The 15,455-nt window shown below is 36.8% G+C and carries 10 protein-coding genes; 6 read left to right on the forward strand and 4 right to left on the reverse strand.

Features of this window, described 5'->3' with window-relative positions:
- Positions 1-71 precede the first annotated feature (71 nt).
- The 5 genes from VK161_RS03560 (at position 72) to VK161_RS03580 (ending at position 6,986) form a co-directional block, all read left to right on the forward strand.
- Positions 72-2,267, forward strand: a complete 2,196-nt coding sequence (locus tag VK161_RS03560; protein ID WP_324213382.1) for an OmpA family protein — start codon at positions 72-74, stop codon at positions 2,265-2,267.
- Positions 2,268-2,387: 120 nt separating this feature from the next.
- Positions 2,388-2,705, forward strand: coding sequence for a thioredoxin (trxA, locus tag VK161_RS03565; protein WP_324213383.1), 318 nt, complete (start codon positions 2,388-2,390; stop codon positions 2,703-2,705).
- A gap of 171 nt (positions 2,706-2,876) precedes the next feature.
- Positions 2,877-5,513, forward strand: a complete 2,637-nt coding sequence (locus tag VK161_RS03570) for a tail fiber domain-containing protein (protein ID WP_324213384.1) — start codon at positions 2,877-2,879, stop codon at positions 5,511-5,513.
- Between the two features lie 205 nt (positions 5,514-5,718).
- Entirely contained in the window at positions 5,719-6,489 is a 771-nt protein-coding gene (locus tag VK161_RS03575; RefSeq protein WP_324213385.1) for a DUF4382 domain-containing protein, read from the forward strand.
- A gap of 41 nt (positions 6,490-6,530) precedes the next feature.
- Positions 6,531-6,986 carry a low affinity iron permease family protein gene (locus tag VK161_RS03580; protein WP_324213386.1) on the forward strand — a complete coding sequence of 152 codons (456 nt, stop codon included), beginning with the start codon at positions 6,531-6,533 and terminating at the stop codon, positions 6,984-6,986.
- 48 nt (positions 6,987-7,034) lie between these two features.
- Here VK161_RS03580 and VK161_RS03585 read toward each other — a convergent pair whose 3' ends face one another.
- Both VK161_RS03585 and VK161_RS03590 read right to left on the reverse strand, forming a co-directional pair.
- Positions 7,035-9,041 carry a tetratricopeptide repeat-containing sensor histidine kinase gene (locus tag VK161_RS03585; RefSeq protein ID WP_324213387.1) on the reverse strand — a complete coding sequence of 669 codons (2,007 nt, stop codon included), beginning with the start codon at positions 9,039-9,041 and terminating at the stop codon, positions 7,035-7,037.
- Complete coding sequence (locus VK161_RS03590) at positions 9,038-9,742, reverse strand: LytTR family DNA-binding domain-containing protein (RefSeq protein WP_324213388.1); 705 nt, start codon at positions 9,740-9,742, stop codon at positions 9,038-9,040. Before VK161_RS03590 ends, VK161_RS03585 begins: the two co-directional genes overlap by 4 nt.
- A gap of 135 nt (positions 9,743-9,877) precedes the next feature.
- Between VK161_RS03590 and VK161_RS03595 the strand changes: the two genes are divergently transcribed.
- The gene (locus tag VK161_RS03595; RefSeq protein WP_324213389.1) at positions 9,878-12,766 is read left to right on the forward strand and encodes a tail fiber domain-containing protein; all 2,889 of its coding nucleotides are present in this window, start codon (positions 9,878-9,880) and stop codon (positions 12,764-12,766) included.
- Here the strand turns inward: VK161_RS03595 and VK161_RS03600 are convergent.
- Together VK161_RS03600 and VK161_RS03605 are read right to left on the reverse strand one after the other, a co-directional pair.
- On the reverse strand, positions 12,752-14,689 hold the full coding sequence (locus VK161_RS03600; protein ID WP_324213390.1) for a tetratricopeptide repeat-containing sensor histidine kinase: 1,938 nt from the start codon (positions 14,687-14,689) through the stop codon (positions 12,752-12,754). The two genes, VK161_RS03595 and VK161_RS03600, sit on opposite strands and share 15 nt — an antisense overlap.
- Positions 14,686-15,390: a LytTR family DNA-binding domain-containing protein gene (locus VK161_RS03605; RefSeq protein ID WP_324213391.1), complete on the reverse strand. Its 705-nt coding sequence runs from the start codon at positions 15,388-15,390 to the stop codon at positions 14,686-14,688. Before VK161_RS03605 ends, VK161_RS03600 begins: the two co-directional genes overlap by 4 nt.
- Positions 15,391-15,455 lie beyond the last annotated feature (65 nt).

Here is a 15,455-nt window from a genome sequence, read left to right on the forward strand (position 1 = left end):
AATAAATCCAAAATTCCACACGCTTTCCAACCTTTTTGCGTTTTCTCTTATCTAAGTAGAAAACCAACCGTATGAAATCAATTCTAAGAGGTATCTTCTTGTTTCTTTGGATAGGAACAGCATGTAGTTTTTCGCAAAACAACTCCCAATTAGTTAAAGAAATAACCGTGTATTTTGAAAGTGCAAGTAGTGTTATTTCAAAGGCAGAAGCCATCAAAATGGAAGATGCCATTCAAAGTTTGACCGACTCACATTTGTATTCCATCGAATTAACAGCGCATACCGATAGCGAAGGAAGTGCTGCGTACAACGATAATTTATCGGCGCAACGTGCCAAGTCAGTAGCCGATTTTTTGGTCAACAATGGATTTTTTAACCGAAAAATTAGTTTTGTAGCTCAAGGTGAACATCAACCCATTGCCGAAAATGAAACCGATTCGGGTAAAGCACAAAACCGACGCGTTACAGTTAAGATTCAGAAGAAATTTGATGATAAACTCTCGGTTGGTGGTTTTACTATTGAAGAAAAGGACTATACTATTTCTGCCGAAAACCCACAAAAGATTGAGCATCCATCGGGAACCGTGATTGAAATTCCGGAGAATGCATTTGTAGATAAAAACGGTAATCCAGTAACGGGTGATGTTCAGGTAAGTTATGTTGAATACCGCGATCCGGTTGATTTTATTCTAGGAAACATTCCGATGGATTATAATCAAGACGGCGAGAAGTTTGTGTTCAATTCGGGTGGAATGTTCAAAATCAAAGCTACGCACCAAGGCGAAGAAGTTTTTTTAGGAAAAGATAAAAACATCAATTTGGATTTTCCTTTAACCGAAAATTTACCCGATTTGAATTTTTATCGTTTTGATGAAACTACCAATCAATGGAAAGAAGAAGCAAAAAACATCAATCCACCCAAAAATGAATCGATCGATTTAACTACTTTTTTTAGAACAGAAAGAATTGTAGGAGTAGGTACTACAGTTGACACTATTGCCAGAGATACAATCGCTAACAGAGGAGTTCCTTTTTTGAATGAAGCCGATTTGCAATGCTATAATGTGGCACATTATCTAAAAATGGGAAAAATACTCTCTTCAAGCACCGATACCTTGATGGAAAAGAAAAAATGGACTTCCAGAAAAATGGAGAAAGTCAATAATAAAAAACAAAGAACACTTGAGTTTCAAATTTCTAATTCAGAAAGAATCAAACGAGTGCATATTGAAAATCAAAAAGCATACGATGTCAAATGTAAAGTGAAAACGGAAAGCGATAATGAAATTAGAATCACCACGAACACTAATTCCTACCCAGACAAACTCAACGCAATAAAATGGATCAGAACATCCACAACTGCTGTTGAATCAGGTTCTTTAATAAACATAAAAAGAGAAGCTTCAAATTTATATGTTGTTACAATATCGGATTCATTGGGGAAAAAAACAACAGAAAAACTCAAAATGGCTGATTTTACTGCTCAAAATGAGGCGATCGTCAATACAATCTCAAGGCAAATCAATAACCGACAAATTCAAATCAAACGACTGGAAGATTTGGCAACTAATCAAAGCAAGATTATTGAAAATAAAAAAAGACTAATTTCAAAATTGAAAAAGGTAAAGTATGCTAACAACGATACTATTTTAAAATCCAATCAATTAGTAAAAAGATTTTGGGAGTTCAATAACGAATTCATGACCGATGAAGAAAAATTACTTACCGAAGATCAATGGGTAACTTTTTTTGATGCTAACAAGTCACTATTCTCAAAACGATACAAAGAAATAGAGAACAAACAAGTCCAACAATGTCTTGAAAGAGTAAAAGAACTGGAGCGAGCAAAAAAGAACAGTATAGCTATCTATAATGCAGAAACAACAGTTCGACAAAGGTTAAGCATTTCGTCTCTAGGAATTTTCAATTGCGACCAAATTCAACGATTGTTTGAGCCGCTTATTGTTAACGCTGAATACAGCGACCAAGAAAACAATAAAATCATTCCCGTCTTTATTTATATTGTTGATGAAAAGATAAATGGTTTATTAAAATACGATGGTTATATGGGTTTTAGTCCGAATCGATTTGCGTACAGTCCGAAAAGTAAAACCACACTTTTAGCTTTTGATGCCGTTGGGAATGCCTACATTTACACTAAGGAAAAAATGAAGCAATTAGACACTAATAAAACACATCATCATTTTGTGTTGGAAAAAATCAATACGATTTCTAATAAAGACGAATTAGCCGCTTTACTCAACTAATCAATTAAAACAATAAAAAAATAGCTAAAAGTAATGTAAGTTACATTTCAACTCTAAATTGTTTGTCTATCTTTGTGGCTTGAAACTTGAAATATTTTCAAACTTTAAACTAAAAAAAATATGGCTTTAGCAATAACAGATGCTACTTTTGATGAAGTAGTTTTGAAATCAGACAAACCAGTAGTAGTAGATTTTTGGGCAGCTTGGTGTGGACCTTGTAGAATGGTTGGACCAGTTATCGATGAAATTTCTTCAGAATACGAAGGAAAAGCAATCGTAGGGAAAGTAGATGTGGATGCGAATCAAGAATTTGCTGCAAAATTTGGAGTGAGAAACATTCCAACGGTTTTGGTTTTTCAAAACGGAGAAGTGGTAGGTCGTCAGGTTGGAGTTGCTCCTAAAAAAACCTATACCGATGCCATTGACGCTTTGTTGTAATAGAATACGTAAAAACATAAAAAAGGTCTGACGAAAGTTGGGCCTTTTTTATTTGTATTCAACTTGGTTTTGGTGTTTTTTACGTTCGTCTATTTAAAATGTCGTTGGTCTATTTGTGTTTTTTTTTCAGAAAATGACGCTTCAATTTTGTAGTGCTTAATACTATAAAAAATGAAACAATTAGTCACACTTTTGTTTTTGGGTTTGATGACTTTTAAAGGCTTCTCACAAGTTGGAATTAATACTTCAACACCCAACGCTCAATTAGACATTCGAGCATCCAATCAGGCAACTCCATCCCATACAGATGGAATTTTAATTCCCAGAATCGATGCCTTTCCACTTACAAGTCCGGGTTCAGATCAGCACGGAATGATGGTCTATTTAACCACTCCCGATTTAGGGAAACTGCCCGGATTTTATTATTGGAATTTTGTTTTTTCAGATTGGATCGCCTTTGATCAACCCGATTATGATTTTTTAGAAACGGGCACTTCAACCGCACCCGACGACATTAACGACAGCATGTACCACACTGGTGATGTTGGAATTGGGGTTTCTAATCCTACAGTTAAATTGGATGTTGAATCTTCGTTCGATCCAGCAATAATTCAAGCCAGAAATATTTTTCCATCACCAGCAAGTTATTCAACAGTATTCAAATCAAACATTTCAACAGTTAATCAAACCAATGGTACCATAAGTGCGATGGATAATTATGTTGCTCCCAATCTCAACACTAAAGGTTATGGCATTTTGAATAATTTTAGTGGAAACACCACCGATTTTATTCACGGAATCCGAAATAATTTCAACAATTCAGGAACGGGTTTGAAATACGGATTTACCAATTATTTTGATGCCGGAACAGGAAGTAGCTACGGACTTTTCAATAGTTTCAATCAAACGAGCACCGTTTCGTTGCGGGGTGTTTATAATGCCTTTAATAGCACAGCAGGAACAGGTAACTTGGTTGGTGTTGAGAATTTTTTTAATGGATCAGGAGATGGAGCAGCACTCATTGGCATTAGCAGCTCATTTTCAACACCATCTAATTCGAATATTATTGGTACTAACACATTCATTGCAAACACTTGTACAGGAATCGGACCTAAATACGGTGTTTATTCTTTGATTGATACAGCAGCAGGTGGAACTCATTATGGTGTTTATTCACAAGCAACAAAATCAACGGGTTATGCTGGTTATTTCCTAGGAAGAGTAGCCTTGGGAACATCGGCCGCCAATAATTACATTTTGCCATTAACGCGCGGAACCACCAATCAAATCATGCAGACCGATGGATTTGGAAATGTTACGTGGCAAGATCCAAGTGCGCTCATAGGCAACAATGCTTGGTCTACAACAGGCAACGCAGGTTTAAATAGTTCAGCTAATTTTATTGGTACATTAGACAATCAAAATCTTGTTTTTAGAAGAAATGGTCTTTTATCGGGTTTGCTCTCAACTACTAATACCATTTTTGGAGTAAACTCATTCAACACATTTGCAACGGGAATTAATAATGTTGGTTTAGGTCGTTTGGTTTTACAAGACGTTACCACCGGATATTCTAATATTGCCATTGGTGACAGTTCTTTAAATTCGAATACAACAGGTTATGAAAACATTTCAATTGGGTATACCAATCTTGGGCTGAACACTTCTGGAGCTTCTAATACGGCGGTAGGAAGTCGAGTTCTTGTAAGTAATACAACTGGCGGAACCAATACCGCAATCGGAAATGGAGCCATGTTCGATAATACAACAGGCTCGAGCAATGTGAGTGTGGGTAGCGTATCATTGGGTAATAACACAACAGGAACTCGAAACGTAGCGGTTGGAGTTCGAAGTGCTCACTTTAACCTTACGGGAAATAATAATGTAACAGTAGGAACCGATGCCTTGCGAACTAGTACTGTCGGTAGCAATAATACGGTAGTTGGCCATGAAGCCATGTTCAATGCGACGGGTATTTCCAGCAATGTTGCACTTGGTTATCAATCTCTGTATAACAATGTATCGGGCAATAGTAATGTGGCAATTGGTTACCAAGCGGGTTTTAACGAATTGGGTTCTAACAAATTGTACATAGAAAATACAGGTACTACAATTCCACTTATTTATGGCGAATTTGATAACGATATTTTACGTGCCAATACCCAACGATTTTTTGTTAATGATCCAACTATAAACGGCACGCAAATGCTATTAAAAAATAGTAATCGTTACCAACATCCAACTGATACCAATCTTAATTTCGGAACTGCTGGCGGTGATTTTTTAATGGCGACGGCTGAAAGCACCTCTGAAACAGCCGGAATCAGGGGTGATGGTAATAATGTCTCTATTTGGTCACCAGGTGATGGTGGTCGCCAATTGCGTATTTTAGACGAAGATGCTTGGGGCGACAACAACGGAAATCCATATGACAATGCAGCAGAAGTAGCATACATAGCCAACAACGGTCAGTATTTTCAAGTTTCCGATAGAAGTAAAAAAGAAAACATACAAAAAATCGACAATGCTCTAAACAAAGTATCAAGCATTTCAGGGTACACTTATCAATACAAATTAAAATCGGCCGAAATTGAAAAAGGAGAAAAACCTACTGTTTCCAGTGGCGTTTTAGCACAAGAAATACAGACGGTTTTGCCCGAAGCTGTTCAAAAAAATGAAAATGGAGAATATTTTGTCGATTACGCGGCCATTACACCTTTATTGATAGAAGCCATCAAAGAGCAAAACACCAAAATACAGTCGCTAGAAGAACGATTGAAACAGTTAGAAGAAAAGTTAAGTAAGTAGTTTTAAGCACGACTCGAGCACCAATAATCATTTGTGCAAACAGTCAGAAAATGTGCCTGATCTTATTCGAAAGAATAGGATCGGGCCTTTTTTTATTTAAACTAACAAGTGAAAATTTTGAAACAATTGAGGTGTTTTATGTAACAGAATTGCCTCAAAGCCATCATTACTTTGTAATCACATTAATCCCTAAATTTATTATAGTATGAAAAATCGAATTGTATCTTTTATGATGATAGCGGCAGCTGTAATCATGAGTTCATGTAACGACGACGAAAACAACTCAGGTAACTATCCTTTGGCTGTTAGAATGACAGATGCACCAGCAGATTACGATGAAGTCAATATTGATTTGCTAGCGGTTGAAGTAACGGGTAGTAATGGTCAAACGGTACTATTAAATACAGAAGCTGGAATCTATAATTTGTTGGATCTTTCCAATGGTGTAAGTACCATGATTGCAACTTCTACTTTAGCCGATGCTCGTGTCAATCAAATTCGTTTGATTTTAGGAAATGATAATACGGTTGTAGTTGATGGTGTTACGTATCCTTTAGCAACGCCTAGTGCTCAACAAAGTGGATTGAAACTACAATTCAATCAAGAGTTACAAGCCGATACTCAAAACGTAATTTTACTCGATTTCGACGCCAATCAATCTATTGTAGTTACAGGAAACGGATCGTATTCACTAAAACCAGTAATCCGTAATGTTGATTTAGCTACTACCGGAAACATAAGCGGAAGTATTTCACTAGTTGGAGTTCTTGCTACAGTTACTGCAACTTCCTCTACTGGAGTGGAATATTCCAGTACTGTAAATGAAAATGGTCAGTTTCAAGTTTCGGGTCTTGCGCCAGGAACCTATACTTTGACTATCACTCCTTACGACTCTTTATTACCAACCATTCAAACTAACATTCAGGTTCAAGCCGGTTCTACCACTAATGTGGGTATAGTAACTGTTCAATTGTAGATTGATTCCATAATTAATTGTTCGATACTAAACACAGATTTATGACGCGAGTATATCATCAGTTTGAAATTTTATTTGAAAAACTTACACTCAAAGCCATGCGGGTGTTGGGTAATTCAATAACATTTTTGTTCGCTTTAATTCTAGTTTTGTTTTGGTGGACAATTGATTTTTTTAATGGGAATTCACTACATGATAATATTGGCGATTTTATTTTCGGAACCACTTTTTTGAGCTTATTCATTATTCAGAAATCATTCAACCGTTTTTCTGCCTTGATTAATTTGAAGATAAACGAACTTGTTGTCTCACATGAACCGGCAAATAATGAAGTTTTAAATGATGCAGAAAAGACAGAAAAAGAAATTATTGCGCTCTCAAATGAATACATCGAGAATAAAACGGAGGATGAAAAAGTGCAAGATTTGAAAGAGTTTGAGGAAGATATGCAAGAAGAAATAGAAATCGTCAAAGAAAGGAATCAAAACGATACATAAAAGTCTTTTTGCCCCATCGTTTTGAAGAATAGGTCAATTTTTATTGGCCTATTCGTTTTTTATAAAGTCAAGGCGCAAGGTTATGGTTGTGCCTTCATTCAACTGAGAATCGACGGTAACTTTGCAACCAATTGCTTTAGCCAAATCGCGTATCAAGTGTAAACCCAAACCGGTTTTGATGCCCACAACTTCCTTGTCGTCGTACAACGCTTTGAATTGTTCTTTTGTAGCACCTTTTCCATTGTCGGTAATCGATAAAATAGTGGTTCCATTATCTTGGGAAGCCTTCCAAATGATGATTGGATGTTGAACGTCAACCAATGCTTTAATAGCATTTCCAGTCAAGTTTCGAATGATGGTTTTTAAGTAATTTTCGTCGGTTGTCAACGATACATTACTCTTGTTTTCAAATTGAAATTGTACGTTTGCTACACCCGAAAAGTGCTTTCGAGTATCCTCAAAAAGTTGCTCAATCGAAACTGATTTTGGTTGGGGTTGGAAGTTTTCCATCTGACTTTTGCTCCACAACAACAAATCTTCCATTGATTGCAATAGGTTTTCAGCCGAAGTCATGGTTTCCGCTTGAATGGAGTTTTTAGTTTCTTCATCCAACAACTCCGGATTTTCTTTTTGAAGGTGTAAAAAATGAATCAGGTTGTACACCGGACTTCTCAAATCATGGTTCAAAATTCCAAAAAAGCGCGCATTGGTTTTGTTGGCTTCATCCAAATCATGATTTTTTTGATCCAAATGGGTGTTCAAAAGCTGTAACTTTTCATTTGTTTTTTTGCGGTTTTGATTCTGATACAAAAGCAATCCTCCGATAATTCCCAACAATCCCAAACCAAAAATAAAGTACCATTTTTGTTTTTCTTTGGCTTCTAATTTCAAATTGTTGATTTTAATTTCTTTATCGCGCAATTCAATTTCGCGTTTATCCTCAAGGTTTTGTATGGTTTCTTTATTGTCTGAATTGTAAATGGAATCTCTGTACGTAATTGCCTTTTCATACGATTCTAAAGCCGATTTGTAATTGCCTTGAAGTCGCTGTGCCAATGTCAAACTCGTATAATCATCGTAAAGACTGCGTAAACTCTCAATTTCTTTGTGAAGTTCTATTGCTTTATTTAGATTGGTAACTGCACTGTCAAGAAGTGTTTTATTATTGTTCTCCTTTTTTGCCCAATCAATAAATGAATCTCCAATGACACCATAATTAAAGGCAATATCAAGTTTTTTTATGGCAACTTTTTGATTGAGCTTCAATGATTTTTTACTGAAGGCAATCGCTTGTTCGTAGTTCTCCATATTCAAATAAACCAAAGCAATGTCCGATAATATATTGGCTTGCGATCGAACATCTTGTTTTTTTGTACTGAGTGTATAGGCTAATTCAAAATTTTTCAGCGACTTTTCATATTCTGCTCGATCAGAATACACCACCGCAATTCCTCTGTAAAGGCCGTATAAATAGGAATCGTCATTGCTTTTTTTGCTCAAATCCAAACCTCTTAAATAATAGGAAAGCGCTTTTTCATCTTCTCTAAGTCCTGAATATAAACTGCCTATGTACGTCAGAGCCATTATTTCACCTTTTCTGTTTTTAGTTGTTTCGCACAGTTTTAACGACTTGTGGAAATACTCTAATGACTTGGTGTAATTACTTTGCACTAAATAACTTTGCCCAAAACCAGAATATATTTTACTCAATAAACGCTTGTCTTTAGTGTTGAGAACGGCTTGATTATAATGGTAAAACGCTTTTTTGAACACCAAATTTTCACCATAGTGAGAACCGATACAATAATTGGAAATTGCAATTCCTTCTTTCCAATTTATTTTTTTTGACATTTGAAGCGCTTTGCGACTGTAGTGAAATCCTTTGATTGAATCGACTTTTAGATAAGCAATGGCAATCTGGTTGAGGTTTTTTACAATTACCGTGTCGATTTTAGTTTTTTTTATTTCAACCAAAAGCGAGTCAATAGTTCGTTGCTTTTGAGCTGCAACTTTAGCAGAAAAAAGGAGTAGCGCTATGGAAAGAAATAACCTCATAATAGCATTTTTACATTCTCTTTAAAATTTCGACCTATCGGAATCACAGTATCATTGATGAGTACAAGTTCAGTAGCAGAACTTTTGGTTACAAATTGCTTTTGAACTGCATAACTTTTGTGAATTCGAACAAAAAATTGAAACGACTCTTGTTTTAAAAGCGACCCTAAATTAGACCAAATACAATGTTTTTTTTGAGCCGTAACTAATAGAGTGTAGTCTTTTAAAGCCTCCAAATACAAGATGTCAAACATATTCAGTTTGTGCTTTTCGTTTCCTTCTTTAATGTAAATCGAATTGTCTCCAAAACTTAGTTCAAACAACTGCGCTTTTTCTTGGATCTCAAAATAATGCTCAATCCGTTGCATGGTGCGTTCAAAACGCTCAAAACGTAAGGGTTTCACAATAAAATCAAGCGCTTCCAAATCAAAACTTTCTGCTGCGTATTCAGAATGACCTGAGATAAAAACACAAACCGGAACTTCCAATGCTTTTTTTCTAAATTCAATTCCATTGATGCCGGGCATATCAATGTCTAAAAAAACAATGTCGATTTTTTCTTTTTCGAGAGTTGTTAACGCCTCTTGAGATGATGCAAAGATTCCAACGATGGAAAGCCTTGGGAAACGTTTGGCAAACGAAACGACCATTAAGCGATCCACTTGTTCATCGTCTACAATAATGCATTTCAACTGATTCATAGCGAATGTGTTTGCAATCAAAAATAATAAATTATACGATAAGAAGTTGTCGTTGGTATAATATAAATGTCGTTTGTATAAATTTTTATTTCCTAGCTTTTTAAATTTTCAAATTTGTGGATGATAAAAATGGAAATGATGAAAACAATTATTACTTACTTAGGATTTATTTTTTGCTTCTTTCAAAGTTATGCTCAGGTCGGAATCAATACCACGACTCCGAATGCCCAATTGGATATTCGGTCGAGTAATCAAGCAACGCCGAGCAATACCGACGGACTTTTAATTCCGAAGTTGGATGCATTTCCCGCAGCAAATCCAACTGCAGCACAACAAGGAATGATGGTGTATTTAACAACCACTTCAGGCGCAAATCTTCCGGGGTTTTACTACTGGGATTTTCCTACACTAACCTGGATCGGAATTTCATCAACTGCAAATGGCGATAGTGATTGGCATGAAGAAGGAACGACAACTTCGCCTAATGCCATCACCGACGATATGTTTCATATGGGAAATGTTGCTATTGGAAAAACCACAGCCAATTATCCTTTGGATGTACAAACAACCAATTTTGACACAGGAATAGTTTCAGTGATGCTCAATAACAACACAAATGGCATTAATAAAGTCGGAATTAACAGTACGGTTATGGGAACTTCCAATGACGACTGCATGAGTATAATTACTACCCAAAATGGAACCGGAACCGGTTTTCATATCGGTGGCTATAACGTTGTGGCCGGAACCGGGACTGGGCCACAGTATGGGGTTTATAATTCCGTAAGCAATACGGGTACAGGAAGTCATTTTGGGATTAGAAATGATTTAACAGGAGCCGCTACTGGCATTCAAAGAGCAGTATATAATGTTGTTTCCACTTCAGGAGACGGAGCCAATCTGGGTGTTCAAAATATTTTAAATGGAACGGGTATAGGCGATAAATATGGTACTCTAAATCAGTTTTCAGGTGTTTCCGATGGGCAGATTTTTGGAACTTTTAATGAGCTTTTTGGAGGTGGAAATGGCGCACAATTTGGTGTTAGAAGCAGAGTTAGCGGAGCAGGAACAGGCACTCATTTTGGTTTGGATAATGAAATAGGTGGAATAGGAACGGGAAACCAATTTGGAGTTAGAAATCAGGTTTCCAATTCGGGAACTGGTTTTCATTATGGTACTTATAATGATTTGAGTGGTATTGGAACTGGAAGGCAATACGCCGTGTACAATTTAATTACCAATTCGGCAGATGAAAACCATTATGGTGTCCGCAATGAGCTTTCGGGCGCTGGTGCCGGAATCCATTATGGCTCGGTCAACGTCATGAATGGTGCCGGAACGGGCAATCAATTCGGATACTATACAAATATTGAAAACACCGGAAACGGAACCCATTATGGCGTTTACAGCGAATTATCGGGTCCGGGAAATGGCCTGCAATATGGGACGGACAACATAATCAGCAACATAGGAAATGGCAACCACATCGGTGTCCAAAATTTAATGTCAGGAACCGGAAGCGGTTATCATACGGGTATGTTTACCCAACTCAGTTCTGGTACAGGAAACCTGACCGGATCTTGGACAGAATTTTCGGGATCTCCTGGAAACGGAAATCAAATCTGTGCCTATAATAGTTATTTTGAAGGCGGCAACGGAATTTTAGCGGGTTCTTACACCGATATTCGCAATTCAGTAAATGGAAACGGTGTGCAATACGGCAGCTTTTTGTCCAACAGTAGTCCGGGTACAGGATTACATTATGGTGTTTATAATGAATTAGGAGGAACCGGTTCGGGTATTCATTATGGAACCTACTCTTATTTGACAGGCTCAGGCAGTGGTCAACAAATAGGGAATTATTCCTATATTGATAATTCGGGTAATGATATTCACTTCGGAGATTTGATACAATTGACAGGAACAGGTTCAGGTGTTCATTATGGCAGCAATATTACATTACTTGGTGCTGGTTCTGGCGTTCAATACGGTGAAAATATATATGTTGGCAATTCAGGAAACAATGCCCATTTTGGCCAGTATGTGGCCATGGCCGGAACAGGAGGCGGCGCTCATACAGCACTTTACAATCAGGTTTCTGGAGTAGGCACCGGATTTCAGTATGGTACTGATAACAGGATTTCCAATTCTGGTTTTGGAGAACACGTAGGTACCAATAATAGGATGTCGGGTGCAGGAAGCGGAGATCATTATGGTGTTAGCAACGAATTAACCGGAGCAGGTTCTGGAAATCAATATGGTGTTTATAATCTGATTAACAACACATCAACTGGAGTTCGTTATGGTGTAAATAATTCATTTACAGGAACCTCTGGGGCAAATTTGTATGGCTTTAGAAGTGATATCGATGTTTCTGGTAACGGCGCAATGTACGGTACTTTTACTGATATAAGCGCAACAGCCGTAGGAACTGGCGGTAAGTTTGGGAATTACATCAACATTTCTGCAGCAGCAGGAGGAACGCAGTATGGTATTTTTTCAAATGTTACAAAAGCAGGAAGTTATGCTGGGTATTTTAATGGCGATGTTCGAATCGGAAATGGTGATTTACTGTTAGCGGGAAATGTATTTCCAACAGTTAATCTTGCCTACAATATGGGAACAGCAGCTGTCGCTATAAACGATATTTACGCTGATAATTTTTTTAACGTGAGCGATAAAAGGCTGAAAGAAAACATCAAACCGCTAAACTATGGTTTGCAACAAATTAAGCAATTGAATGCCGTTCAGTATAATTTCATTTCAGACGAATCTAATGCAACCCGACTCGGATTATTGGCTCAAGAAGTTGAACAAATCTTACCAGAATTGGTCAGCACGGGTTCAGATGCCATGCAAACTAAAGCAGTAGATTATGTCGGAATTATTCCGGTTTTGATTAAAGCCACGCAAGAACAACAAATCCAAATCGAACAAGAAAAAGCGCATAATCTTCAACTGCAGGAGAAAGTGAATTTGTTAGAAGAACGTCTAAAAAAAATGGAAGAATTATTGCTGAAATAAAAGCGTAATTACGGTTCCTTGATTCAGAATTGACGCAACTTCGATTTTACAATCAATTGCCTTAGCCAAATCGCGAATCAAGTGCAATCCCAATCCCGATTTGATTCCGCTTACTTCTTTCTCATCGTATAGAGCTTTGAATTCTTCATCTGTGGCACCTTTTCCATTATCAGTAATGGATAAATAGGTGCTTCCATTCTCCTGAAATGCTTTCCAACTGATCGCAGGATTATGAACATCGGCCAATGCTTTGATTGCATTTCCAGTCAAATTCCGAACGATGGTTTTGAGGTAGTTTTCGTCGGTTACTATTGATAAATTAGTAGAGTTTTCAAATTGAAACTGAATGTTTTCTACACTTGAAAAATGCTTTTTTGTATCCTCAAAAAGTTGTTCGATGGCAAACGATTTTGGTTGCGGTTTGAAATTTTCCATCTGACTTTTGCTCCATTGTAAAATGTCTTCCATCGAAGTCAGTAAGTTCTCGGCCGAGGATAACGTAGTTTGTTCAATCCGACTTTTAGTTTCCTCGTCCAACAAATCGGGACTGTCTTTTTGCAGATGTAAAAAATCAATTAAATTCGAAACGGGACTGCGTAAATCATGATTCAAAATACTAAAAAATCGGGTTTTGGCTTTGTTTGCTTCGTCCAATTCAGTGTTGAGGTTTTGCAACAATTCGTTGTTTCTTTTTCGACTTCGATTCTGATACAACAACAATCCTCCAATAACTCCCAAAAGCACCAAACCGCAAATCAAAAACCATTTTTGGCGTTCGTTTGATTTCAGTTCAATCGCATTGATTTTGAGTTGCTTGTCGCGAATAATGATGTCTTTTTTACTCTCCAATTTGGCCAGTTCGTTTTTGTGCTCTTGAGAAAATAATGAATCGTTAAGTTGGTTGAATTGCAATTGATGTTCGTAGGCTTTTTTGTAATCACCCAATTTCGAATGAACCGCTGAAAGCAACCGATTACTCTCGATCAAAGCCGTAATAAAATTGGTTTGCTTACACAATGTTTTCGATTGATTGGCATAGTTCAATGCTTTGGTAAAATCTCCTTTTTTAAGGTACAATTCGGCCAAAAAATTCAAACAATTGATGTTGTTTCTCGATTCGGGTGCGGTTGAATTGAAGAGCGAATGGGCTTCTACAATTTTTGAAATTAATTCGTCTACCGAAGCATTTTTATTTAAATCGTATTCGTTTTTGTACAAATCGTAAGTTGAATTGGCAATCCCAAAATCGTCTTTTATTTTTTTGTAATACAACAATGATTTTTCGAGATTTTGCTTTGCTTTTGTATAATCTTTTTGAAGATTATAGGTTTTTCCAATCTGATCGTAAATGGCGCCGCGATGGTAATCGAATCGGTCGTTTTTGTTTTTTAAAATAGCCAACGCTTTGAACGAATATTCAAACGATTTTTCGAGGTTTTTTTCTTCAATGTACAAATCGGAAATATAATACAAATTGTAAAAAGCCAACTCGTCCAACTTGATTTCTTCGGCAATTTTCAAACTTTCGGTAAAATAATGTATGGCTTCCAAATGCTTGCTTTCAAAGACCAAAAGCGAACCCAAATCACAATACGTCGAGCACAACATCGCTTTGTCATTGTACTTTTTGGATAACGAAATTGCTTTATCAAAGTACTTTTTACTTTCGTCCACTTTTCCGTTGGCAGAGTAAATTCGCCCTAAAACATTATAAGCGTAATTGTCTAATTTGAAATACTTTTTTGCTTTAGCCAATTGTAATGCTTCGTTGCAAATTAAAACTCCTTCAGCACTGCTAGAAACCGAAATTTTCTCCGCAGCATCAATCATTTTTTTGATTTCAAGACTGTCTTTTTTGGAGTTTGTTTGACCCAAAATCAACATAGAAAAAAACAAAAACGGAAGTAAAATTAGCTTTCTCATAGTTTCTCAAGGGCATTTTCTTTAAAACTATTTCCGATTGGTAAACTGATTTCATTGATTAGAGTTACCGTTTGCGTACCTACTTTCTCCACAAATTGTTTTTGCACAGCATAACTTCGGTGGATGCGAACAAACGATTTAAAATGATCTTCTTTCAATAAATTTCCTATACCCGAAAACACACAATACCGCTTATGTGCTGTGACCAAAATGCAATAATCTTTCAAGGCTTCCACATACCAAATGTCGTGTAATTTGACCTTGACTTTTTCATAACCGTCTTTGATGTAGATAAAATCGTCGCCAAAACTCGCTTCGTACAAATCGGCTTTGTGCTTGACTTCCATAAATTCTTCAATGCGAGCGACCGTTTGTGCGAAACGCTCTTCACGCAAGGGTTTTACAATAAAATCTAGGGTTTCCAATTCGAAACTTTCGGCGGCATGTTCGGGATGCGAAGTGATAAAAACGCAAACTGGAATGTCCATTAATTTCTTCCGAAGTTGCAATCCGCTTAATGCAGGCATATCGATATCTAAAAAAAGTACATCAATCGGCTCTTTTTCCGAAACCGAGAAAGCGGCGACGGGCGATGAATAATGTCCAATAATATTGAAAACAGAAAACTTTCGGGCAATCGAAACTACTTTGAGTCGTGCCACTTCGTCGTCGTCTACAATGATGCAATTGAATTTTTTCATCTCATTCAAATATAGAAAAAAATAGCGTATTCGTCTATTAATTGCCTCATTCGTCTATATTTTCA

It is taken from the genome of Flavobacterium sp. (genome assembly GCF_035299245.1).
Classification (GTDB): Bacteria; Bacteroidota; Bacteroidia; order Flavobacteriales; family Flavobacteriaceae; genus Flavobacterium.